Origin of the sequence: Streptomyces sp. NPDC004435 (assembly GCF_042873895.1) — a bacterium.
GTDB lineage: Bacteria > Actinomycetota > Actinomycetes > Streptomycetales > Streptomycetaceae > Streptomyces.
In genome coordinates, this window is record NZ_JBIAMB010000008.1 from 148051 (window position 1) to 171545 (window position 23495).

General features: G+C 74.0%; 23 protein-coding genes. 16 read left to right on the forward strand and 7 right to left on the reverse strand.

The window, feature by feature from the left end; translation table 11 throughout:
- Window positions 1–19 precede the first annotated feature (19 nt).
- Together ACFYT9_RS16565 and ACFYT9_RS16570 are read right to left on the reverse strand one after the other, a co-directional pair.
- Window positions 20–1267: a PP2C family protein-serine/threonine phosphatase gene (locus tag ACFYT9_RS16565; RefSeq protein ID WP_389164179.1), complete on the reverse strand. Its 1248-nt coding sequence runs from the start codon at window positions 1265–1267 to the stop codon at window positions 20–22.
- A gap of 21 nt (window positions 1268–1288) precedes the next feature.
- On the reverse strand, window positions 1289–1753 hold the full coding sequence (locus ACFYT9_RS16570; protein WP_389164182.1) for an ATP-binding protein: 465 nt from the start codon (window positions 1751–1753) through the stop codon (window positions 1289–1291).
- A gap of 251 nt (window positions 1754–2004) precedes the next feature.
- Here ACFYT9_RS16570 and ACFYT9_RS16575 point away from each other — a divergent pair, with 251 nt between their 5' ends.
- Window positions 2005–2565, forward strand: coding sequence for a hypothetical protein (locus ACFYT9_RS16575; RefSeq protein ID WP_376603809.1), 561 nt, complete (start codon window positions 2005–2007; stop codon window positions 2563–2565).
- Between the two features lie 641 nt (window positions 2566–3206).
- Entirely contained in the window at window positions 3207–3593 is a 387-nt protein-coding gene (locus ACFYT9_RS16580) for a hypothetical protein (RefSeq protein WP_389164185.1), read from the forward strand.
- A 172-nt stretch (window positions 3594–3765) separates the two neighbouring features.
- On the opposite strand, the gene ACFYT9_RS16585 is transcribed toward ACFYT9_RS16580, so the two are convergent.
- Window positions 3766–3909: a hypothetical protein gene (locus ACFYT9_RS16585; protein WP_387280671.1), complete on the reverse strand. Its 144-nt coding sequence runs from the start codon at window positions 3907–3909 to the stop codon at window positions 3766–3768.
- A 123-nt stretch (window positions 3910–4032) separates the two neighbouring features.
- Window positions 4033–5106 carry a serine/threonine-protein kinase gene (locus ACFYT9_RS16590; protein ID WP_389164188.1) on the reverse strand — a complete coding sequence of 358 codons (1074 nt, stop codon included), beginning with the start codon at window positions 5104–5106 and terminating at the stop codon, window positions 4033–4035.
- Window positions 5107–5369: 263 nt separating this feature from the next.
- Between ACFYT9_RS16590 and ACFYT9_RS16595 the strand changes: the two genes are divergently transcribed.
- Window positions 5370–5594: a DUF6458 family protein gene (locus ACFYT9_RS16595; RefSeq protein WP_376605966.1), complete on the forward strand. Its 225-nt coding sequence runs from the start codon at window positions 5370–5372 to the stop codon at window positions 5592–5594.
- Between the two features lie 61 nt (window positions 5595–5655).
- Window positions 5656–6030, forward strand: a complete 375-nt coding sequence (locus ACFYT9_RS16600; RefSeq protein ID WP_387280666.1) for a PRC-barrel domain-containing protein — start codon at window positions 5656–5658, stop codon at window positions 6028–6030.
- A 250-nt stretch (window positions 6031–6280) separates the two neighbouring features.
- On the opposite strand, the gene ACFYT9_RS16605 is transcribed toward ACFYT9_RS16600, so the two are convergent.
- Window positions 6281–6565 carry a cupin domain-containing protein gene (locus ACFYT9_RS16605; protein WP_389164191.1) on the reverse strand — a complete coding sequence of 95 codons (285 nt, stop codon included), beginning with the start codon at window positions 6563–6565 and terminating at the stop codon, window positions 6281–6283.
- Between the two features lie 967 nt (window positions 6566–7532).
- Here ACFYT9_RS16605 and ACFYT9_RS16610 point away from each other — a divergent pair.
- The 3 genes from ACFYT9_RS16610 to ACFYT9_RS16620 all read left to right on the forward strand — a co-directional run bounded on the left by ACFYT9_RS16610 (window position 7533) and on the right by ACFYT9_RS16620 (window position 8821).
- Window positions 7533–8105 (forward strand): DUF6328 family protein, encoded by a 573-nt coding sequence (locus tag ACFYT9_RS16610; protein WP_389164194.1) that lies wholly within the window; start codon window positions 7533–7535, stop codon window positions 8103–8105.
- A 76-nt stretch (window positions 8106–8181) separates the two neighbouring features.
- On the forward strand, window positions 8182–8553 hold the full coding sequence (locus tag ACFYT9_RS16615; RefSeq protein WP_389164196.1) for a hypothetical protein: 372 nt from the start codon (window positions 8182–8184) through the stop codon (window positions 8551–8553).
- Between the two features lie 106 nt (window positions 8554–8659).
- Complete coding sequence (locus tag ACFYT9_RS16620; protein ID WP_376603450.1) at window positions 8660–8821, forward strand: DUF5670 family protein; 162 nt, start codon at window positions 8660–8662, stop codon at window positions 8819–8821.
- Between the two features lie 80 nt (window positions 8822–8901).
- On the opposite strand, the gene ACFYT9_RS16625 is transcribed toward ACFYT9_RS16620, so the two are convergent.
- Entirely contained in the window at window positions 8902–9129 is a 228-nt protein-coding gene (locus ACFYT9_RS16625) for a DUF5133 domain-containing protein (protein ID WP_376603448.1), read from the reverse strand.
- A 286-nt stretch (window positions 9130–9415) separates the two neighbouring features.
- Between ACFYT9_RS16625 and ACFYT9_RS16630 the strand changes: the two genes are divergently transcribed.
- From ACFYT9_RS16630 to ACFYT9_RS16650, 5 genes are all read left to right on the forward strand, one after another.
- Window positions 9416–13438 carry a HAMP domain-containing protein gene (locus ACFYT9_RS16630; protein WP_389164199.1) on the forward strand — a complete coding sequence of 1341 codons (4023 nt, stop codon included), beginning with the start codon at window positions 9416–9418 and terminating at the stop codon, window positions 13436–13438.
- Window positions 13435–13764, forward strand: coding sequence for a hypothetical protein (locus ACFYT9_RS16635; protein ID WP_389164202.1), 330 nt, complete (start codon window positions 13435–13437; stop codon window positions 13762–13764). Before ACFYT9_RS16630 ends, ACFYT9_RS16635 begins: the two co-directional genes overlap by 4 nt.
- Before the next feature lie 137 nt (window positions 13765–13901).
- Entirely contained in the window at window positions 13902–16322 is a 2421-nt protein-coding gene (locus ACFYT9_RS16640) for a SpoIIE family protein phosphatase (protein ID WP_389164644.1), read from the forward strand.
- Window positions 16323–16376: 54 nt separating this feature from the next.
- Window positions 16377–16745 (forward strand): STAS domain-containing protein, encoded by a 369-nt coding sequence (locus tag ACFYT9_RS16645; RefSeq protein ID WP_376602805.1) that lies wholly within the window; start codon window positions 16377–16379, stop codon window positions 16743–16745.
- Window positions 16746–16811: 66 nt separating this feature from the next.
- Entirely contained in the window at window positions 16812–17972 is a 1161-nt protein-coding gene (locus ACFYT9_RS16650) for a PP2C family protein-serine/threonine phosphatase (RefSeq protein ID WP_376602804.1), read from the forward strand.
- 134 nt (window positions 17973–18106) lie between these two features.
- Here ACFYT9_RS16650 and ACFYT9_RS16655 read toward each other — a convergent pair whose 3' ends face one another.
- Complete coding sequence (locus tag ACFYT9_RS16655) at window positions 18107–18619, reverse strand: MarR family winged helix-turn-helix transcriptional regulator (RefSeq protein WP_376602803.1); 513 nt, start codon at window positions 18617–18619, stop codon at window positions 18107–18109.
- 107 nt (window positions 18620–18726) lie between these two features.
- Between ACFYT9_RS16655 and ACFYT9_RS16660 the strand changes: the two genes are divergently transcribed.
- From ACFYT9_RS16660 to ACFYT9_RS16675, 4 genes are all read left to right on the forward strand, one after another.
- Window positions 18727–19938, forward strand: a complete 1212-nt coding sequence (locus ACFYT9_RS16660) for a PP2C family protein-serine/threonine phosphatase (protein WP_389164207.1) — start codon at window positions 18727–18729, stop codon at window positions 19936–19938.
- 116 nt (window positions 19939–20054) lie between these two features.
- Complete coding sequence (locus ACFYT9_RS16665; protein WP_389164210.1) at window positions 20055–20501, forward strand: ATP-binding protein; 447 nt, start codon at window positions 20055–20057, stop codon at window positions 20499–20501.
- Between the two features lie 245 nt (window positions 20502–20746).
- Complete coding sequence (locus ACFYT9_RS16670) at window positions 20747–21160, forward strand: STAS domain-containing protein (protein WP_389164212.1); 414 nt, start codon at window positions 20747–20749, stop codon at window positions 21158–21160.
- Window positions 21157–23370 carry a SpoIIE family protein phosphatase gene (locus ACFYT9_RS16675; protein WP_389164215.1) on the forward strand — a complete coding sequence of 738 codons (2214 nt, stop codon included), beginning with the start codon at window positions 21157–21159 and terminating at the stop codon, window positions 23368–23370. The genes ACFYT9_RS16670 and ACFYT9_RS16675 overlap by 4 nt, the downstream gene beginning before the upstream one ends.
- The last annotated feature ends 125 nt before the right edge of the window (window positions 23371–23495 follow it).

Consider the following 23495-nt stretch of genomic DNA (forward strand, 5'->3'; position numbering starts at 1 on the left):
GGCACCACTTCCCGCGGGCTCAGTGGCGCCCGGGGTGCCACTCGGCGAGGAGGATGGTGGCGTCGTCGCTCAGACGCCGGCCCTGGTGCACGAGGATGTGCTGGAGAAGCCGCCGCAGCGCCTCCGGCGCCGGAAGGCCCTCGGCCAGGGCGCGGACGACGACGTCGGCCAGACGCCCCTCCCCGAACAGCTCGCCCGCCGCGGAGCGCGCGTCGGTGACGCCGTCGGTGAACAGCAGCAGCCGGTCGCCGGGCTGGAGCTGGAACGTGTGGACGGGCGGCGGAGCGATGTCGTACCCGGTCAGCCCGAGGGGCGGGTGGGGGGTGCGGTCGAGGGCGCCGGTCACGATGTGCCGGTCACGGATCAGCAGGGGAGCGGGGTGGCCGCAGTTGATCCACCTCAGCCGGCCGGTGCCGGTGTCGAGGTCGCCGATCACACAGGTCAGCAGGCGTTCCGGGATCCAGCGCTCCAGCGTGCGGTCGATCGCCACGGCGATGTCGTCGAGGCCGCCGCCGGCGCGCCGGGTGGAACGGCAGGCGGCGAGCGCCGCGGCGCTGGCGCCGCCGGACGCGAGGTCGTGGCCCATGGCGTCCAGCAGGGACAGGTGCAGCAGGTCTCCGGCCAGACTGTGGTCGTAGGCGTCCCCGCCGACCTCGTACGCGGGCTCCAGGACGGCGCTGGAGGTCACCGTCGCCGTGCCGATGGTCCGCGGCGGCAGGAACGCCCACAGCAGCTCGGCCTGGAGCCGCATCGACCGGGTGCGCATGGTCTGGGCCAGGACGTCACTGAACGGCTGCTTGGTGGCCAGGATCATGGCGACCAGGGCGGCGAGTGCCTCGCACCGGTGCAGCAGGGACGCGTCGAGCTCCGGCGCGGTCACCCGCAGCACGCCCACCCGGCCGACGCCGTCCACGACAGGGATCCAGCCCGTGCGCTCTCCACCTTCGGAGTCCGGCCTGCCCAGCCGCACCGTCTCGGTGCGGTACGCGTGTCCGGCGAGCGAGTTGTCGACGGGAAGTGTCTCCAGTTCCACGCTCGCCCCGCCGGCCGCGATCCGGGACGCTTCGTCGGGGCTGGGGAGCGCGACCAGACCCCGCTGCTGGAGGTCGGCCACGTAGACCCGGGCCCCCGTCAGCCCCAGCCGCCGCCCGGCGTCCGCCACGAGGAGGGGGATGGCACGGGGCGCGAGCCGATGGGCCGAGGCCAGCACGTCCGCCAGGACCGCGCCCAGGGTGTCGCCGTCGCCGGCCTCTTCGTCCACAGACACCAGCCCGCCCTTCGCCGCCGGTCACCGGCCGACACCGGTGCGCCTTCCATCATGCGCCGGTACGGGCGCGGGGGCCGTCGCGCCGTCCAGGGCGACACGGGCGGTCACCCGCTTGCCGCCGGGCTCCCGCCGCACCTCGAAGTGATGCGCGACCGCCGCCACGATCTCCAGGCCGTGCCGTCCGACCCGGGTGGGGTCGGCGCCCCAGACCACCGGGAGGTCCGGTCCGCCGTCCCGTACGGACAGGGCGACCCGCCCGCCCTCAAGACGCAGCTCCAGCAGAACGGGTCCGGGAGCGTGCTTGAGGGCGTTGGTCACCAGCTCGCTGGTGACCAGCCGGGCGGTCTCCACCGCGTCGGGCGGCACGGGTCGTCCGCGCCGCTCGACGGAGCGGAGAAAGTCGACGACGAGGCGACGGGCCCGGGCGGGTGACACGTCGCCCCGGTCGAAGACATGGGTGGTGCGGGCGTGGTCCGTCTGACGCATTCTTCGCTCTCCGTCTCGTCCGGCCGGGTCTTGCGGAGCTGGGTCGCTTCCTGCCCGAGGGTTCTTCTTCTGCCCCCTTATCTCCGCTTACCTCCCCCATGGCCGATCAGGCGCGCACTCCGGCCCGTCCCTGATGCCCGGTTTGCGTTCCGGAGCGGGGGGCACGCGGTCCTCCATGAGTTCCGGCCCCCGGCGGGGGCCGGGACGGAAGAGCGCGACTCGGAGAGAGAACGCGAAAGGGATGAGAGCCGATGTCGACCGGAATCGTCATCGTCATGGCCGTCGTCGCGGTCGTCGTCGTGGTCGGGTTCGCCGCCGGCGTGGCGGTGGACCGCCGACGGCGGGCGCGACTGCGCGACCGCTTCGGGGCCGAGTACGAACGGGCCGTCGAGGCGACCGGCAGCAGACGGGCCGCGGAGCAGGACCTGGACGCCCGCGAACGCCGCTTCGCCGACCTGGAGATCAAGCCGGTACCCGGTGAGGCACGGGAGCAGTACGCGCGACGCTGGATGCGTGTCCAGGAGGAGTTCGTGGACCGGCCCGAGGCCGCCGTCCACGACGCCGACGAACTCGTGGCGGCCCTGATGCGCGATCGCGGATACCCCGACGAGGGGCACGAACAGCGGCTGCGCGACCTGTCCGTGCGCCACGGCCGCACGCTGGAGGACTACCGCGCGGCCCTGGAGGTCCACGCGATGAGCACCCACAACGCCGCCACGACCGAACAGTTGAGGGGCGCGATGATGCACTACCGCACCCTCTTCGACGACCTGCTCGCCGACGGCGAGCCGACCGGCACCCGCCGGTCCTGACGCGGAAGGCAGGAGAGATGCGACACCACGAGACGTCCGAGCGCACGACCCGGGCACCGGGTCGACGGCACCACGCGGACCCGACGGACGAGTACCACGAGCCGTCCCAGGGCCGGCCCGAACGACGGTCAGGACCGGACGGTTCCGGCTCCGGCCGCTCCGGGCCCGCGCCGACCGGAGGCGACACGGTGCGGGCGCCGGACCACAGCCCCACGGTCGCGCCGACGCCGCCGCGACAGCCCGGCGCGGACCAGGCGGACCGCCGTCGGCAGGCCGCTCCTCAGAACCCGTCCTCCGTCCCGCCCGCGCCGTCGGGCCCCACGACCCGCTCGGAGGGACCGGGCAGTCCGACGGTCGCACCGACCCCGCCCCAGCACGACCAGCACGACCAGCACGACCAGCACGACCAGCACGGTCAGCACGGTCGGTCCGAACAGGGCGGGCCGCGGCGGGATCAGCCCCAGCAGGGTGAGCAGCAGCCCGACGCGTCCCGAACAGACAGGCCCAGCCCCGATCGGACCGAGTCTGACCGGCCCGCGCACGATCAGGACCGGACCGCCGCCCCCGAGGGCCCGCCGCCCGCACCGGCCGCGTCACCGCAGGTGCCGGCCCAGCGGACACCCCGCCCGTACCCGCCGCCCATGCCCTCCGCGCCTCCGGGCCCGGCACCCACGGCCCACGCCGGTCACGCCCGTCACGCGGCGCCCGCTCCGCACGAGCGAGCGCAGGGGCCCGACCGTGGCGCGGCAGCGGAGGGCATTCCGGACCTCCTCGGCCCGGCCGAGGAAGGGGAGTTCATCCGCCGCTGGCACGAGGTCCAGGGCAGGTTCGTCGACGACCCGCGACAGGCGGTCCACGCCGCCGACGCCCTCGTCGGTGACGTGATGAAGACCCTGACGGACACCTTCGCCCGGCACCGGCAGGCCCTGGAGGGGCAGTGGAGCCAGGGGCTGGAGGCCGACACCGAGAGCCTGCGCCTCGCTCTCTGTCAGTACCGCGCGCTGTTCCAGCGCCTGTTGTCCACCTGACGCACCGGGCGACCACCCCCTCTCCCGTGCCCGGCGGTGCGATCGGCCTCGCGGCCCGCACCGCCGGGCCGGCGGCATGTCCGGCCCCCGATCGGCACCACACGCCGACGCCCCGCGCGGGAACTCGCGCGGGGCGTCGGCCGTCCGGTCCTTCGGGCCGGGCGAACAGCTGTCAGCGGTGGCGCAGCCTGCCCAGCAGGCGGCGCGCCTGGTCGCGCTTGCGCGGGTCGGCGGCGGCCCGACGAAGGGACGCCGCCGCGCCACGGCCCTGAGGGCTGCGGGCGAGTCGCTTGATGCGAGCCAGCAGTGCGGTCATGGGATTCTCCTCCGATGTCGAACGGGCGGGACGGTCGCCGCGGATATGCCCGCGCCATCCGTGTCCTGACACTCCGTGTTGCCCGAGGCCGTCGTCTCACACCCTCATCGCTGTGACTGACCGTCAGGCAGATTCCTCTGAGCGGTTGTTCGCGTATGAGTGGGGCATCGCTCCGCCGACCGGAGCGCTGCCCATCGAACCGGTCAGGGTGAGACCGAGCGTCACCAGGGTCGCCGCCACGGCCCGCGCCGGGCCCGTCCGCCCCGGCCCGCCGGCGGTGGCGGAGGCCCGGCGCGGCCGGTGCGCCCCCTGCGCCCTCGTCCTCCGGGAGGCAGGTCCATGAGCGGGGGCGGAAGCACGTACCGCCGTCCTCGGATCGGCGAGGATCCGGGCGCAGGCGGCGGCTTCCGGCCGGGCCTCGGGGGAGCGGGCGGTCATCGCGGCGAGCAGGCGGGCGAGTTCCGCCGGAAGGTCCGGCGGCAGCACCGGAGGCCGGTCCAGGTGCGCCAGCGCCGCCTCCAGCGGCGCTCCGCCGTACTCCGCCTCGCCCTTGAGCGTTTCGAGGAGGACCAGGCCGAGGCTGTACACGTCGGCGGCCGGCTCGGTCCTCCGGCCCAGGGCCTGCTCGGGCGCCATGTAGGACGCGGTGCCGACGAGCGCGCCCGCGCTCTCGGGCGGTTCGTCCACGGCCTCGACGCGGCGGGAGATGCCGAAGTCCGTGAGGTGCGGGGTGTCCTCCCGGTCGAGCAGTATGTTCGACGGCTTGACGTCGCGGTGGACGACGCCGTGGCCGTGCACATGGGCGAGGGCCGACGCCAGGGCGGCCCCCGTCCGGCAGGTCTCGGCGGGGGTGAGGGCGAGGCGGGCGATGCGCGTTTGCAGGGTCGTGCCCCGTACGAGCCGCATCACCAGGAACGGCCGGCCCGCGTCGCTGCCCGTGTCGTACAGGGTCACCAGGCCGGGATGGTGCATACGGGCGAGCAGCCGGGCCTCCTCGTCGCACTGGGCCTCGGTCCGGCGGGTGCCCGTCGGCCGGAACACCTTCACCGCCACGGGGCGCCGCAGCCGCAGATCCAGCGCCTCGTACACGTCCGCCGCACCACCCCGCCCCAGGAGGACATCGAGCCGGTAGCGTCCGGCGACGGTTCGGGCCGTCCACGTGACGTCCGGGTGTACGGGCCTCGCTGGGACCTGCATCAGGGCTCCCTGGGGGTGTGGCCGGCCCTCTGTCGACGGGCCGGGAGTCGGCTGCGTCGCCCGCGGGTACGTGCGCGGGCCCGCGGCTGACCGCGTGCCCCGTCCGTCCATGAACATCCCCCGGAGGACGCCGGATTCGCGGTTCCGGCGTGTTCCCGCGGACGGGGAGGTGCTCGAACCGGACGTCTGCGAGGAGGGCGGAATGATCCTCAGGGCCCCGGGTACGCGGACGCTGTCCAACCCGCAGGGAGGAGCGACCAGCCATGGGTCTGGGACTGTTCATCATCATGATCGCCGTCGGCGCCGTCCTCACGTTCGCGTCCGACTGGGAACTCGCGACGGTCGACCTCGATCTGGTCGGCCTGATCCTGATGGGCGTCGGCCTGCTCGGGACCGCCGTCTGCGTCAGCGTCCTGCGCCGCCGCCGGATCGTGGTCCCGCCGGTGGTGCCCACGGTCACCGACGACGACCGTCGTGGCCTGCTCTGAGACGCTCCGCACCCCGGGCGACGCGCCCTGCGCGAAACACCACGACAGAGGAGTGACAGCGATGACCGAAAATCTGTGGTCCTACAGCACGGACTCCGGCCACCTGGCGGGTACCGACCTCACCGGATGGCGCGTCGAGGCATCCGACGGACACATCGGCAAGGTGGACAAGCACTCAGACGAGGTGGACGACTCCTACCTCGTCGTCGACACCGGCGTGTGGATCTTCGGCAAGGAGGTCCTCATCCCGGCGCGGGCCGTGACCATCGTCGACCTGGAGGAGCAGGTCCTCCACCTCGCCCTGTCGAAGGAACAGGTGAAGGACTCGCCCGAGTTCGTCTCCGACAAGCACCTCGCGGACCGCCAGTACCGCGAGGAGATCGGTCAGTACTACCGCCTCTCCTGGCCCTTCCCGGGAGGCGCGGGCCGCCTGTGAGGGCCGCCGGCCCACCTCGCGGCGTCGACGACCGTCCGCCCGGGTGCGTACCGGAAACGCTGTGGCATGCCCGCTCTGACAGCGGGTAGGCGGGTCACGGCACCACCCCAGGACCACCTCTCCCGGCTGTCGGCCCGCGGCCACCCCCCACGTCACGCGCCGACGGCCTGGCGACCGCCCCGCACGGGATCCCTCCCGTCGCGGGGCGGTCCCCTGTCCGGGGCCTGCCGTGCGCAGGGCCCCTCGGCGGCTACTTCGATTCCAGCTCGACGAAGGCGAGCGGGGCGGTGCCCGCGTTGACGACCTCGTGTTCGCCGCCGGCGGGGCGGGCGTAGGACTCGCCCGCCCGGAGCTCGGAGACGCTGACCGTGCCGTCGGCACCGATCACCCGGATCCGCCCGTCGGTGACGGGGACGACGACGTAGTCGTACGCGTGGACGTGGCGGCCGGTGGACTGACCGGGTTCGAAGTCCCAGCGGGTCACCCGGGTCCGGTCGTCCTCGTGCTGGATGCTCGCGCGGGCCGTGGTGGTCACGGGGCGCTCCTTTCGGCGTCGCGGTGTACCGGGCGCCGGGGGAACGGATCCGCCGACGCCCCCGGGCGGCAGGCTAGCCTCCCGGCCAGGCCCGGGCGAAACCGGGTCGGAGCGGGTGGCATGGATCCCGGAAGGCGGGGCAGGCGGGTGTCGAGCGATGGGACACGCTCACGCCGGACGATCCGCGGTTCCCCCCTTGCCGTGGGTCGGCGGCACCCGTGTGCGGCCCGCACCTCATCGAGGTGCGGGCCGCACGCACGCCGCGCGGACCCTCCGCCCCGACGGGCGGGACAGCCGAGAAGTCTGTTCGAATTCTCCGGTTTGGCCGCCGGAAGAGCGGCAAGGCGGATCCTCACGCACCGGAAGCAGGGTGACGGACAGCCATCCCGCGCAACCCACCCAGGAGGCGCTCATGTCGAATCCGACCCGCGTCCTCGTCCGCGCGGCGCCGTGCGCCGCGCCGGTGGAACCGCCTCGGCCCGGCCGTCCCGCACACCCCTCCGGTGGCCCCTCGGGACCGCCCCGCCTTCCGGCGACGCCGTCGTGGCGGCCGCCGGAGGCCGCAGCCCCGTCCGAGGATCCCAGCGCCTCGGGCCGGAACGGGGAGCGCCGCACACGCGCTCCCGCCGTGACCCCCGACGCGCCGCGCGGACGGGACGGGCAGCAGGGGCGGCAGAGGATGAACGGGCGTGCCGGCGGACCCGTCACCGGCGGCCGAGGGTGGCCGCCCGGCGACGGAGGGACCGTCTGCCGCGGACGGCGGTATCACGCGCCCTGTCGAACGGCCGGTACACCGCGGGCCTGACTCCGCATCGTGCCGTGCCACACGGAAGCCCCCGACCCCGACGGGGGCTTCCGCCACGTCGGCCCCCGGAACCCTGAACGAAGACACCGCGGACCCGCGCCGCGCCCGAACCGGTGCCCCGGACCGACCGCTCCCGCCCAGCGCCTCAGAGGAGGAACCTCCATGGACGAACGCGACGCCGTCACGCAGGTGAACGGGCCGAAGGAAGCCCACGACGCCGAGAACGCCCCCGAACCGGGCAGACGCACCGGCCCTGGTGCCGGCGAGCGAGGGCGCGGCGAGACGCAGGAGGAACGCGCGGACCGGCGCTGGCAGGAGCTGCTCCAGGAGATCCGGGTCGCGCAGACCGGTGTCCAGATCCTCCTCGGCTTCCTCCTCACCGTGGTGTTCACCCCGCTCTTCCACGACCTGGAGCAGACCGACAAGAAGATCTACCTCGTCACCGTCGTCCTCGGCTCGCTGTCGACGGGCGCGCTCATAGGCCCCGTCTCCTTCCACCGGATCGTGTCCGGGCGACGGGTCAAGCCCCAGGCCGTCGTCTGGGCCTCCCGGCTCACCTTCACGGGCATCCTGCTGCTCCTCGCGACGCTGACGGCCGCGCTGTTCCTCATCCTGCGCGTGGCCACCCACGACCCGTACGTGCCCTGGCTGGTCTCCGGCGTCCTCACCTGGTACCTGATCTGCTGGTTCGCCCTGCCCCTGTGGGTCCGGACCCACTACGCCGACGCGAACTGAACCCCCTTCCCCCTTCGCCCGCTCCGTCGCCTCGTCGGCCAGGTTTGGAGTGCGGGAGTCCGGCGAGACGGTGTCCATGAGTGCTTCGGAGAACAGCGAACACAACCAGTTCCCCTGGACCGGCCCCGGCGGAGTGCCGGACCGGACCGGCCCGACCCGGGAGGACGACCCCGACGTGGACGCCAGGTACGAGCCGGCGAACCTCGGGGAGCAGGGCGTCCTCCCGTCCCCCCTCGCCGAGAAGGCCCGCGCGGCCGCGGACGTGGCCCGGGGCGCCGGGAGCGACCTGTGGGGCGCCGCGCGGGCGCACCGGGCCGTGACGGCAGGCGCCGCCGCGGGCACGGCCGCCGCGCTCGCCCTCGCGTACGGGTGGGGACACCGGAGCGGAAGCCTTGCCGCGCGGCGCGACCTCGGCCCGGTGGCGCTGCTCCTCGCACGCCGCCGCTGAGCGGACGGGCCTCCCGCCCCTGCCGGAGGCGGGATCGCCCCGCATGCCCGTCCGGCCGTCATCACCTTTCCCGAGTTTCCGTCCGTCCCCCCGGAGGTCGATCTCTGTGGTCCCCCTGCTTCTCGTCCTGCTTCTCGTGCTGCTCCTCTTCGGCGCCGGCTTCGCGCTCAAGGCGCTGTGGTGGATAGCCGTCATCGTGCTCGTCCTGTGGCTGCTGGGGTTCGTGGCCCGGCCGAAGGGCGGCACGGGCCGCTGGTACCGCTGGTAGGCGGCCCCCGCGGCGCGTACCGCCCGCGGCACGACCGAGCCCGGCACCTCCGTCAGGGAGGGCCGGGCTCAGGCGCGTGCTCAGGCGCTCAGCACCGAGTCGTCCTCGGGACGCGCGCCGGGCAGTCGATGGCGCGCCGCGATCAGTGCCGCGTCCACGTCACGCGTACCGGTGGAGACACACAGCGTGTACGCGAGGTCGTCCATGCGCCGCCGCACCTCTTCGCCGCCGTTCTCCGCCTGGAGCACCTTGAGCGTCTCGTACTGCTCGATGAGATTGCGCAGGACCACGGGATGGGCCATCAACACGTACTGCTCCCCTCGTCTTCGGGGCGGGACCGCCCGGTTCGCCGCGCGTCTACCCCGGTCGCGCCGGCGTATGCCCGCCACCGGGGACCGGCCGGGGAAGGCGGGTTCAGGCCGTCCGACCGGGCACCGCCCTCCTCCGGTCGATCACGGAAGGGTAGTGTCGTCACGATTGCCGTACGGCAACGATCGCGGCCGTCGGGGCCGTCCCGGGGGAGCGGACGTCCGGCAGGTCGCGCGGGGTCGTACGGTCCGTGTGCGACAGCTTGGTGGGGATTGAGGATGGGGCATGTCTGAGACGACGACCAAGAGCTCCCCGGACCGGGAGCGTTCCGGGCCGGCCGCAGTGGTCGAGCCCGAGCTCCGCCAGCTCCTGGCCGGGCTCACGGCGGTGCGCGACGGCGACTTCGGGACCCGGCTGCCGGACGAGGCGGACGGACTGATGGGCGAGATCTCCCGGGTGTTCAACGGGATGGTGGACCAGCTGTCCCTGTTCACCTCCGAGGTGACACGGGTGGCTCGGGAGGTCGGCACGGAGGGGACGCTCGGCGGGCAGGCCGCGGTGCCCGGCGTCTCCGGCACCTGGGCCGACCTGACCGACTCGGTCAACGCGATGGCCGGCAACCTCACCACCCAGGTCCGTGACATCGCCCACGTGGCCACGGCGGTCGCCAAGGGCGACCTCTCCCAGAAGATCGACGTGGACGCGCGCGGCGAGATCCTGGAGCTGAAGAACACCATCAACACGATGGTCGACCAGCTCTCGGCCTTCGCCGACGAGGTCACGCGCATGGCTCGTGACGTGGGCACCGAGGGCATCCTCGGGGGACAGGCCGACGTGAAGGGCGTCTCCGGCACCTGGCGCGACCTGACCGACTCCGTCAACTCGATGGCGGGGAACCTCACCGCCCAGGTGCGGGCGATCGCCCACGTGGCCACCGCCGTCGCGGGCGGCGACCTGTCGAAGAAGGTCGACGTCGACGCCCGGGGCGAGATCCTGGAGCTGAAGACGACCATCAACACGATGGTCGACCAGCTCTCGGCCTTCGCCGACGAGGTGACCCGGGTCGCCCGCGAGGTCGGCACCGAGGGCAACCTCGGCGGCCAGGCCACCGTCCGGGGCGCCTCCGGCACCTGGAAGGACCTGACCGACAACGTCAACGTGATGGCGTCCAACCTCACCGGGCAGGTGCGTTCGATCGCCCAGGTCGCCACCGCCGTGGCCCGCGGCGACCTGTCCCGCCGCATCACGGTGGAGGCCAAGGGTGAGGTCGCGGCCCTCGCCGACACCATCAACACCATGGTGGACACCCTGTCGGCCTTCGCCGACGAGGTGACCCGGGTGGCCCGCGAGGTCGGTACCGAGGGCCGGCTCGGCGGCCAGGCCAGGGTGCCGAACGTCGCCGGCACCTGGAAGGACCTCACCGACAACGTCAACTCCATGGCGAACAACCTGACCGGACAGGTCAGGAACATCGCCCAGGTCACCACCGCCGTCGCCAACGGCGACCTGTCCAAGAAGATCGACGTCGACGCCCGGGGCGAGATCCTGGAGCTGAAGACGACCATCAACACCATGGTCGACCAGCTCTCCTCCTTCGCGGCCGAGGTGACCCGGGTCGCCCGCGAGGTCGGCAGCGAGGGCCGCCTCGGCGGCCAGGCCGAGGTCGAGGGCGTCTCCGGCACCTGGAAGCGCCTCACCGAGAACGTCAACGAACTGGCGGGCAACCTCACCCGCCAGGTTCGCGCCATCGCCGAGGTCGCGAGCGCCGTCGCCGAGGGCGACCTCACCCGCTCCATCACCGTCGAGGCGTCGGGCGAGGTGGCCGAACTCAAGGACAACATCAACGCCATGGTCGGCTCGCTGCGCGAGACGACCCGGGCCAACCAGGAGCAGGACTGGCTCAAGTCCAGTCTGGCCCGGATGTCCGCGCTCATGCAGGGCCACCGCGACCTGGCCGTCGTCGCCGAACTCGTCATGGACGAGCTCACCCCGCTCGTGGCCGCCCAGTACGGCGCGTTCTACCTCGCCGAGGAGGGCACGGACGGAGTCGAGCTGGGCCTCGTCGGCTCCTACGGACGCCCCGCCGACCGGGAACCGGTCCGCTTCCGGCTGGGCGAGTCGCTCGTCGGACAGGCCGCCCGCGGCCGGCGCACCATCGCCGCCGAGAACGTCCCCGCCGACTACGTCACGATCTCCTCGGGGCTCGGCAGCACCTCCCGGGGCAGCCTCGTGGTGCTGCCGGTCGTCGTCGAGGAGCAGGTGCTCGGCGTCATCGAGCTGATGTCCTTCAGCCCCTTCACCTCCGTGCACCGGGACTTCCTGGAACAGCTCATGGAGACCGTCGGCGTCAACCTGAGCACCATCGTCGCCAACAGCCGCACCGACGAACTCCTGGACGAGTCCCAGCGCCTGGCCGGCGAACTCCGCTCGCGCACCGAGGAACTCCAGGTGCGCCAGGAGGAACTCCAGCTCTCCAACGCCGAACTGGAGGAGAAGGCGGCCCTGCTCGCCACCCAGAACCGCGACATCGAGGCCAAGAACCTCCAGATCGAGCAGGCCCGGCAGGAGCTGGAGGACCGCGCCCAGCAGCTCGCCCTGGCCTCCACGTACAAGTCGGAGTTCCTGGCCAACATGAGCCACGAACTGCGCACCCCGCTCAACAGCCTGCTGATCCTGGCCCAGCTGCTGGCCCAGAACCCGACCCGCAACCTCACGGCCAAGCAGGTCGAGTACGCCGGCATCATCCACTCGGCCGGATCCGACCTGCTCCAGCTCATCAACGACATCCTCGACCTGTCCAAGGTGGAGGCCGGGAAGATGGACCTCAACCCGGAGCGCGTGCCCCTGCGCAGGCTCCTCGACTACGTCGAGGCCACCTTCCGCCCCCTCACCTCGCAGAAGAGCCTCGCCTTCGCGGTCTCCACCGCCGCCGGCGTCCCCGTCGACCTCGTCACCGACGACTCGCGGCTCCGGCAGGTGCTGCGCAACCTGCTGTCGAACGCGGTCAAGTTCACCGAGCACGGCAGCGTCGAGCTGCGCATCGAACCGGCCTCGGACGGCGAGCTGCCGGTGTCCGTCCGCCGCGGCGGCCCCGTCGTCGCCTTCCGCGTCACCGACACGGGCATCGGCATCGCCGCCGAGAACCTGGAGGCCATCTTCGGCGCCTTCCAGCAGGCCGACGGCACCACCAACCGCAAGTACGGCGGCACCGGCCTGGGCCTCTCCATCAGCCGGGAGATCGCCTATCTCCTCGGCGGTGCCCTGACGGTCACGAGCGTCCCCGGCGGGGGCAGCACCTTCACCTTCTACCTCCCCGTCACCCGCACCGACTTCACCGAGCAGCCCGACCCCGCCGTCCCGTCGGCCGACCCCTCCGCGGCGCTCGCCGCCCCGGCACCGGCCCGCGGCGCGCTCGCGCTGCCCGGCGCTCCGGTGGCCCGGCCGACCCGGCGTCTCCTCGTGATCGAGGAGCGCCCGCGCGGGCTCCTCGCCGTCGTCGCCGAGAACGCCGTCACGCAGCTCGCGGCCGACGGCGGGCACACGGAACGGGCGGACATCGAGCTGATCGCGGTCGTCGGCCCCCAGGAGGCGGCCTCCGCCCTCGCCACCCGCCCCTTCCACTGCGTCGTGCTCGACGTCGACATGGCGGACGGTGACGCCCTGCGCTTCCTGGACGCCATGGACGGCGACGAGGCGCTGCGGACCGTCCCCGTCCTCGCCCACAACAACCGCCGGCTCCCGGCCGAGGAGGAGGGCGCCCTCCAGGACCTCGCCCGCCGCCGCCCGCTGGAACTCCTGTCCAGCCTCGACGAGCTGCGCGAGCGGATCACCCTCCACCTGTCCGCGGAGCAGCCCGGAGACGTGGTGCCCCTGGTACGCGGCGACCACCGGGCCCCCGCGCCCCGGGCCGTCGACACCACCCTGCGCGGCAGGACCGTCCTCGCCGTCGACGACGACGCCCGCAACCTCTACGCCCTCAGCGGCATCCTGGAGCTGCACGGCATCACCGTGCTGCACGCCGAGAACGGGCGGAAGGGGATCGAGACGCTCCTGGCGAACCCCGCCGTCGCGCTCGTCCTGATGGACGTGATGATGCCGGAGATGGACGGCTACACGGCCACCGCGCAGATCAGGGAGCTGCCGCAGTACGCGGACCTGCCCGTGATCGCTGTCACCGCGAAGGCCATGCCCGGCGACCGGGAGAAGAGCCTCGCGTCCGGGGCCAGCGACTACGTCACCAAGCCCGTCGACGCCGACGAACTCATCGCCTGCGTCAGCCGCTGGCTCGACGGCGGGGAGAACGCGTGACCCCCGCCGCGGCGGCCCCGCCCCGCCCTCCGCACCCGACGACCCCCCGCCGCACCGGCGCCCCGGGCCGGATCGATTCTCCCGGCCGGACCGGCGCCCCCAGCCGGTCCGGGGCCGCCCGTACCGATGCCCACCGCCCGTCCGGCGCGGTCCTGCCCGGTGCCCTCCGCCCGTCCGACACCCTCCGCGCGTCCGGCGCCTCCCGCCCGTCCGGGGCGGTTCTCGCCGGTGCCCTCCGCCCGTCCGGGGAGGCCCCCACCGACGCCCGCCGCCTCCGTGCGCACGGAGGCCCGGGCGCCGCCCCGACCGAGGAGGTGCCGAAGTGAACCGCCCCCGTGTCCCGGGCGAAGACCCGAACACCGGCCTCCCCGAGGCGGGCACCGCCGAGCCGGCGTCCCCGGCCGGGGCGCCGGCCCCGGCCTCCGCCGCCGCGCTGCCCGTGGCGACCGCGGCGACCGGAGGCATGGCACCCACGCCCCCCGGCACCGCCGCCCCGTACCCCGCCGACGACGCGCCGTTCGCACCCTCCGCACCGGTCCCCGCGCCCGACGCCTCGGGCGACGGGCGGCTGTCCGCCACCGTGGAACGGCTGCGCGGCGAGGTGCGCGCCGCCCACGCGGCGGCCGAGGGGCGCGCCCTGATCGAACTCGCCAAGGGCGTCATCGTCGAGCGCCTCGGCTGCGGCCCCGCCCAGGCGGCCCGCCAGCTCGCGGAACTCGCCGACCGGGCAGGGCTGTCCCGTCTCGAACTGGCCGCGGACATCATCAACCAGGCGGCCCGGGACCGGATGGCCGAAGCCGCCGACGCGTTCGTACGGACCGCCGTCGCCGAGCCCGACGCCACCGCCCCCGCCGCCTCGGTCGCGGTGCGACTGCGTACGGCGGAGAGCGCGGCGCTCAGCGCCGGTGACACCCAGGCCGTCGCCGAGTCGCTGCTCAGACACGCCCTCGAACCCCTGGGCGCCGTCGCCGTGGCGATCTGGACGACCGGCCCGGACGCCTCGCTGAGCCTGCGCGGCCACGCCGGCTTCGGCCCCGACGAGGCGGCCCGCTGGCACTACGTACCGCCGGGGGTGACCACCGCGGCCCGCCAGGCGCTCACCGGGCGCCGCACCGTCCGCTACCCCTCCCTGGCGGCCGCCGGCATCCCCTCGATCGGACGCGCGCGCCACCCCGACGGCGGCCGCGTCGTCGTCCCCGCCGGGACCGGCGGCCGCATCCACGGCGTCCTGGAGATCTGCTGGGCCCGACCGCTCGACCCGCTGCCCCAGGCCGTGGAGCGCCAGATCGAGGCCCTCGCCGAGCTCTGCGCCCACACCCTGGAGGCGCTGCCCGAGGCGTCCCCCGGCGGCTTCCCCCCGGCCGACGGGGACGGGGCGACGGCGCTGGCCGAGCTCTCGGACGGGCTCTACGACCCCGCCCTCGTCCTGACCCCCCACCTGGACGAGGCGGGGAGGCTCGTCGACTTCCGCATCCGGCACGCCAACGCGCACTTCCAGGACCCGGCGGGACGGCCCCGCGGCTCCGTCGACGGCGCCCTGCTCCTGGAGGCGTACCCGGCGACGGCGGGAGGGAGCGAACTCTTCGACCGGATCGAGCGGGTCCACGCCACGGGCGAGCCGTTCCGCGCCCGCAGGGTCCGGCTCACCGCCCTGGTGGACGAGGTGCCGCTCGCCTCGCTCGCCGACATCAGCATCACCCGGTGCGGCGCCGCCGTCCTCCTCATCTGGCGCGTCGAGGACGAGTCGGCGCGCCTCGCCAGCCTCCTCCAGCACGCCCAGCGGCTCGGCCGGGTCGGCGCCTTCGAGGAGGACGTCGTCACCGGGGAGATCACCTGGCACGGCCAGCTCTTCGAACTCTTCGGGCGCAGGCCGACCGAGCCGCCGGTCGCCCTGCGCGACCTCGCCGCGCACGCCCACCCGGACGACGCCGCCACGATTCGCCGCTTCCTCCAGAAGGTGCTGTACCAGCGGCGGGTGGGCTCCGCCGCCTTCCGGATGCTCCGCCACGACGGCGTCACGCGGCACATCCGGGTGACGGCCGAACCCGCGCTGGGCACCGAAGGGGGGCTCCAGTCCGTCCGGGGCGCCTACCAGGACATCTCGGCCCAGCACTGGACCGAGGTGGCCCTCACGGCCACCCGCGACCGGCTGGCGGCGACGGAGGAGGCGGCCGAGGAACGCAACCGGCTCACCCTCCAGCTCCAGCACGCCATCATGCCGCCGGCCAAGCCGCCGCTCGACGCGCCGGGGCTCGACGTCGCCGTGCGCTACCGGCCCGCCGAGTCCGAGTCCCTGGTCGGCGGCGACTGGTACGACGCGGTCGTGCTGCCGTCCAAGAAGGTGCTCCTGTGCGTCGGGGACGTCGCCGGCCACGGCGTGGAGGCCGCCACCGGGATGGTGGTGCTGCGCAACGCCCTCCGCGGCCTCGCCGTCACGGGCGCGGGTCCGGGGCAGCTGCTGTCCTGGCTCAACAGCGTCGCCCACCACCTCACGGCCCAGGTCACGGCCACCGCCGTGTGCGGCATCTACGACCCCGGGAGCCGCACCCTGCGGTGGGCGCGCGCGGGGCACCTGCCGCCGGTGCTGGTCCGCGGAGAGGAGGCGGTCGACCAGCCCCTCCTGCGCGGGCTGCTGCTGGGGGCCCTCGCGGAGGCCGAGTACGAGGAGTCGGAGCTGCTGCTCGAACCCGGCGACACCGTGCTGATGTACACGGACGGGCTCGTGGAGCGGCGGGACACGGCCGTCCACGACTCCGTCGCCCACCTGCTCACCGTCGCACGGCAGCCGTCCGACAGCCTCGAACGCCGGCTGGACCAGCTGCTGGCGCGCAGCAAGTCGGACACGGACGACGACACGTGCGTGGTCGGCGTCCAGGTGTCCTGACCCCCGCTCGTCCGCCCCACGACCGGCCTCACCCCCCCACGGAAAGCAGGGAACATGTCCGAGCGAGAACCGAACCTTGATGTCGACGTCGAGATCCGCGACGACCGCACGGCCGTGCTGACCGTGGAGGGCGAGCTGGACATGGAGACGGCCGGCCGGCTCGAGGACCGTCTGACGGAGCAGTTCGGTCACGGGAGGCGTCGTCTCGTGCTGGACCTGTCCGCCCTCGACTTCATGGACTCCTCGGGGCTGAACGTCCTGATCAGGGCTGTGAACAGGGCGCGGGCGACCGGCGGCGACCTGTATCTCGCCGCGCCGACGCCGACCGTGCGACGCATCCTGGAGATCACCGGCGTGACGGGCACGATCCCGCCGCACGACGGGGTGGCGGACGCGCTGGCCGCGGCCGGCGGCGCGAGATAGCGGACGGGCGGCCCGGTCCCCGTGCACGGGACCGGGCCCGGAAAGAAGGAAGAGGAGAGGGAGACCGTGCACGAGATCGCCGACATCGAGCAGGCGCTGCGCCGGGCGGCCCCGCACCGCCTCGTGGGCGTCGTCGAGGACGCCCTGAGGGAGTACTGCGGGGTGCAGCGGGTGGAGCTCCGTCTGGCCGACTACGGCCTGCGGACGCTCCAGCTCGTCGGGCACGTCACGGGGGCGGATCCGTCGGTACCGATCCACGACAGTCCCCAGGGGCGTGCCTTCGGCGCCCAGGAGCCGTACGTCGCCCGGGATTCCGGGGCGCTCCGGCTCCATCTGCCCGTCACCGTCCGGGGTGACCGGCTGGGGGTCCTGACGGCGGAGCTGCCCCCGGAGGGCGACGTCCGTCCGCTGCTCCCCGGGCTCGCCCAGGTCTGCGAGGCGCTCGGCCACGAGATCCTGGTGGCCGAGCGCGACACCGACCTGTACGTCCTGGCCCGGCGCGCCACGCGGCTCACGCTCGCGGCGGAGATGCAGTGGCAGCTCCTGCCCGGCCGTTCCTGCGCCCGCCCCGAATTCGCCCTCGCCGCTCATCTGGAGCCCGCCTACGCCATCTTCGGCGACAACTACGACTGGTCGGTCTCGGACGGCCGGCTGACCCTGACGGTCAGCAACGGCATGGGGGAGGGCATCGAGGCCGCCCTGCTGACGAACCTCGCGATCAACGCGCTCCGCAACGCCCGCAGGGCCGGTCTCCCGCTGGCGGACCAGGCCGCGCTGGCCGACCAGGCGGTGTACGCCCAGTACCGTGGCGCGGCCTTCGTGTCGGTGCTGCTGCTCTGCTTCGACCTGACCACGGGCGAGGTGGAGGCCGTGGACGCCGGTTCGCCGCGGCTGTGGCGCCAGCGCGGGCAGACGGTGGAGTCCGTCGGCTTCGAGGCGCAGCTGCCCCTCGGCATGTTCGAGGACACCGTGTACGTCCCCGAGCGGTTCGCCGTGCGGCCGGGCGACCGGCTGCTGTTCGGCAGCGACGGCGTGTACGCGGCCGTCTCGCCCGCCGGGGAGAGCTACGGGGACCGCGCGCTGGCCCGCGCGCTGAGGGGCACGCGTCTGCTGCCGCCCACGCACGTGCCGCAGGCGGTGCTCCGGGAACTCGCCGTCCACCACGGTGCCGGCCCGCTGGAGGACGACGCCCTGGTCGTCTGCCTCGATTGGCACGGCGCCGTGTGATCAGTTGCCGTGTGGCAACTGTATCCTTGAGGCAACATCTGACGGGGTGCCCGGAAGAACGCCGTCAAGGAAGACCAGAGGTGGCGATGAGGACATGGGGTGTGCGCCCGGCCGGAGCCGGCGTCGCGCGGGGATCAGGCCGAACTGACGTCCTTCAGTGGCGTGCGGGACGGTGAGGAGGCGGCCGCTCCGCCCCCTTCCACGGCCTCGTGGAACCCGGTGAGCCCCCGCAGCAGCGCCTTGCGGTGCGTCGGCGACATGTCCTCGATGACCGCGAGCAGGGCCTCCTCGCGCTGGGCCCTCAGGTCCCGCAGGTACGCCTTGCCGTGCGCCGTCAGGTGCAGCTCCAGCTGCCGCCGGCTCACCGGGCTCGGCAGCCGCTGTACGAAGCCCAGCGCCTCCAGCCGGTCGCACATGCGGCTCACCGAGGGCGGCGCGGAGCCGAGCAGCTCGCCCAGGGTCCGCAGGCTGATGCCCTCCTCGCGGTCCAGGCTGTACAGCACGCGCAGCTGACTCGCCGAGACCGGTGTCGACGACACCATGTCCCGGCCGCGCTCCCACAGCACCTCCAGCAGCTCGATCAGCTCCCGGGCGGCCTCGGCCGCCCGCTGCGGTTCCCGCGGCGACGGGGCGGGGTTGCTGTTCATGCCTGCCGACACTCCTCGGACGTCCGGGGCCGGGGACCCCGCCCTCGCGACGGACCTGTCATCTCCACAACTCTCCAGAAGGCGGTACGGATCCGGTGGATCGACACGTGACAGTGGAAGGCGCACTGCGCGGGGCGGCACCACACCTCCTCCTGGACTCCCTCCGTACCAGTCTCGCGCACCTGTACGCCGCGACCTCCGCCGACCTGCTGCTCGTCGACTACGGATGCACGACCCTGCGCCCCGTGGAGCCCGTACAGACCCCTGCCGGGATGCCTCACGTGCCCGTGGACGCGGGCCCCGCCGGCCGCGTCTTCCACACCCAGCAACCATATCTTTCCCGTGATGTCGGGCCCACGGCGACCGTTCACCTCCCCGTCACCGTCCGCGGCGACCGGTTCGGCGTCCTCGTCGTCGACCTGCCCGCGGACCGCTGCACACCGGAGACCACCGCCGCCCTCGCCCGCGTCGCCGAGACCCTCGGACACGCCCTGCGCGTCGCCGACCGCCACACGGACCTCTACCGCCGCACCCGCAGGACGCGCGCCCTCAGCGTCGCGGGGGAGATGCAGTGGGACACCCTCCCGGGCCGGGCCTGCACCGGACCCGCCTTCGACCTCCACGCCCACTGGGAACCCGCCTACACCTCCGGAGGCCACCTCCTGGACTGGAGCGCGACCGAGCGGGAGCTCCTGGTCGTCGTCGCCGACGGCACCGGGCCCGGCACCCCGGCCGCCCTGGCGAGCACCCTCGCCCTGACGGCGATCCGCAACGCCCGGCGGGCCGGACTCGACCTGGTGACGCAGGCCAGCCTCACCGACCAGGCCCTCTACGGGCAGTACCGGGGCACGCGTCCGCTCGCGGCCCTGCTGCTCCGGCTCGACCTGACCACCGGCGAGGCCGAGGTCGTGGACGCGGGATCGCCGACGCTCTGGCACGTCCGCTCCACCGGGACCCGACGCGTCGAACTGGACCGCCAACTGCCCCTGGGCATGTTCGAGGACACCGTCTACGCCACCCAGCGCCTGCGCCTCCTGCCCGGCGACCGCCTGGTCTTCGCCGCCCACGGCACCGGGGAGCCCGCGGCCGGCGGCGGGCCCGAGTCGCCGGACGGCCCCGTCGCCCGCGCGCTCTCCGGCGACGGCCGCCCGAACGGCGCGGACGTCCCCCGGGCCGTCGTACGGGCGCTGCGCGAAGGTTCCCACGGCGTGCCGGACGCCGTCCTCGTACTCTGTCTGGACTGGCACGGCCACGCTGCCGGGAAACCGGACACGGGCCCGCGCGGGGAACCCGCACCGGCCCCGCCGGTGTCCCCCTGACGTACGGCCCGCGGGTGCTATCCGAGGTGCCGGCGGTGTGGGACCGGTGAAGAGGGGAAAGGCGGGTACGAGAAGCCAAGCCGCCGACCCATCCGGACGAGGGGAGTACCAGCGCCATGACGGACGCGATCACCGCGGAGCGTGCCCTACCGGAGCCCCTGCTGTCCGCGGGGGCCGTCTACGACGACGGCTCCGGAGGCGGGGCCATCGCCGCCGCCCGCGCCTTCACGGCCGACTTCCTCGCGACCGCGACGACGGTGCTGCCGGGAGGTGTCGAGGACGAGCACGTCGAACTCGCGCAGCTGGTGGTCAGCGAACTGGTCACCAACGCGATCCGGCACACCGACGGCCCCTGTCGCCTCCTCCTCGAACTGGGTCGCGACACCCTGGAGATCTCGGTCTTCGACGGCGAGGCCGCCGCCCCCGTGCCCCGTGGACACGACCCCCGCCGCATCGGCCAGCACGGCGTCGAGATCGTGGTCGCCGTCTGCGAGAGCCTCACCGTGGAGCCCGCCCCCGGAGGCAAGCGCGTCCGTGCCCGCCTCTCCCTCCTGCCGGAGTAGTCCGACGCGGCGCGTCCGCCGGACGGGCGACCGCACCGGCCGGGCGCCCACCCCGACGCACCGGCACCCCGCCCTCCCCTTCGGCCCCACCGGCCCCACAAGGAACGACGGACGCCGGAGACACGCCGAATCCCACGCCTCCGCCATGAATCCGGAAGACCGGGGCACGCGGAAGGGCACAGTGGTGTCCCCGCCGCCCCGGCCGGGAACGTCCCACCACCAGGCACACACGGAGGAAGTCGAGGGTGTTCTCGGTCGACATCGGACAGGAGGAGCGGGGCACGGTGCTGGTGCTCCGCGGCGAACTCGACTTCGACAGCGCCGTCCAACTGGACGAGGCGTGTCGGACGGGCCTGGCCCCCGGCAGCGGGGAAGGGCCCGTCGTCGCCGACCTCGCCGCCCTGACCTTCTGCGACTCCAGCGGCATCAGCGCCCTGCTGCGGCTCTACCACCATCTCTCCGCCCACGGCAGATCCCTCGGACTCGCCGCCGTACCCCGCACCGTCCAGCGCCTGTTCACCCTGACGGGCCTGGACCAGATCTTCGCCGTGCACGCCGACGTGCACGAGGCGCTCACCGCGGGACCGGCCCGGCCGGACACCGCACCCGCACCCGGAGCCGGAGCACCGGCGCGACCGCACAGGAAAGAGACCGCATGATGCGCGTACCGGGTCAGCACCCCCACCGGCCCGATCCGGCGCAGGACATCGGTCATGCCGCCGCCGCCCCGGTCGAGGACGACCTCAGGGCCCTCTTCGGCGAATCCACCGCCGTCTTCGCCTCCCTCGCCGGACCGGCGCACATGGTCGAGAGCGCCAACCCCGCCTTCTTCGAGACGATCGGCGCAGGCCCCCGCGCCCGCACCGGCCTGCCCCTCGCACAGCTGCTGCCCGAACTCGCCGACCAGGGGCTCATCGGCCTGCTCGACCGCGTCTACCGGTCGGGCACCCCCCGCACCGGCCGCGACGCCCGGGTCCTCCTCGCCGACGGCACCGAGTCCCGGGAGGCGTTCTTCGACTTCAGCTACGAGCCGCGCGTCGACTCCGGAGGCAACGTCACCGGCGTCCGGGTCATCGGCGTGGAGACGACACAGGTCAGGCAGGCCCAGCGGTTCACGGCGGAACACCGCGTGCTCCTGGAGCAGATCGCCCGGCAGGCGCCGCTGAACGAGGTCCTGGAGGGAATGGCCCGCGCCATAGAGGAACTGTCGCCCGAGGACCTCGTCGTCTCCGTCCTCCTCGCCGACCACGAGGGCCGGCGTCTCCTCCACGGCGCGGCCCCCAGCCTCCCCGACTTCTACAACCGGGCCGTCGACGGGATCGGCATCGGTGAGGGCACGGGGTCCTGCGGCACCGCCGCGCACCGCCGCGAGACCGTCGTCGTCGGCGACATCGCCACCGACCCCCTGTGGGACGACTTCCGCGACCTGGCGCAGCGGGCCGGCCTGTCCGCCTGCTGGTCCACCCCCGTCCTGGGCCGCGACGGCGCCCTCCTGGGCACCTTCGCGATGTACCACCGCACCCCGAGGCTCCCGCAGCCGGCCGACCTCGCCCTCGCCCGCCTCTTCGCCGACACCGCCGCGCTCGCCGTCGAGCGGCAGCGGGAGGAGGCGGCCCGCGGGGCCGCCGAGACCCGCGAACGGGCCGCCCGCGAGGACCTCGCCTTCCTCCTCCGGGCCAGCACCGCCCTCACCGTCGACCTCGACGCCGTCCAGACCCTGGAGCGACTGGCCGCCTCCTGCGCCCCGCGCCTGGCACCCCTGTGCGCCGTCGACGTCGTCGAGAACGGGCGCCTGCGCCGCGTCGCCACGGCCGCCCCCGACGAACGGCAGCGCCAGGTCCTCGCCTCCCACATCCCGGTCTACGACGCCGACGACGACGCCGTCGCCCGGGTCCTGGCCACCCGCGTCAGCGAGATCGCCCGGCGCGCCCCCACCGGACCCGGCCCCTGGCGGGACCTCGGCGTCACGGGCTACCTCTGCGTCCCGCTGCTCGACCGCGGCACCGCCTTCGGCACCGTGACGCTGCTGTCCACCGAGGAGGAGCCCTTCGACGGCCACCGCGTGGCCCTCGCCGAGGAACTCGCCCGCCGCGCCGCCTCGGCCGCCCGCAACGCCCGCCAGTACACCCACCGGGTGACCCTCGCCCGGGACCTCCAGGCCGGGCTGCTCATGCCGGAACTCCCCGACGTGCCCGGCGCGGACGTCGCCACCTCCTACCACCCCGCCGGCGAGGGCCTCGACATCGGGGGCGACTTCTACGACGTCTTCCCGCTGGGCGACGACCGGTGGGCGTTCCTCCTCGGCGACGTCTGCGGACGCGGCGCCATCGCCGCCACGACCACCGCGCTCGTCCGCCACACCGCCCGCGCCGTCGCCCCCCTCCTGCCCGGCCCCGAGGACGTCGTCGCGGCCGTCAACCGCGCCCTCGTCAACCGCCCGGGCAGCCACGGCACCGGCTTCGTCACCCTCGTCTACGGCACGCTCACCCCCACCGGCAGCGGACTGGACGTCGAACTCGTCCGGGCAGGACACACCCTGCCCCTCCACCTCGACGCCCGGCACACCACCCACCCCGTCGACGCCCCCGGATCCCTGCTCGGCATCTCCGCCGCCACCGACGTTGTCTCCCGCACCCTCCACCTCGACCCGCACGAGAGCCTGCTGCTCTACACGGACGGCATCACGGAGGCCCGGGACGGCGCGGGCGAGCAGTTCGGCGAGGACCGCCTCGCCGAGGCCGTCGCGGGCACCCCGCCCGGCCCCTCGGCCCAGACGCTCATCGACGCGCTCACCCGGGCGGTACGGGCGTTCACCGGCGGGCTGGACATCGACGACGACCGGGCCGTCCTCGTCCTCACCGCCACATGAGAACCCCCTCCGGTGAAGCCCCTGTGCCGGAATCGTGGGGATAGTGCGGGGAAGCGCCGGGTACGTACCGGAGGGGAGGGGTTCACTTGCTCTGCGGCGCCCGCTCCGCAAGGGTGGAAGGACGA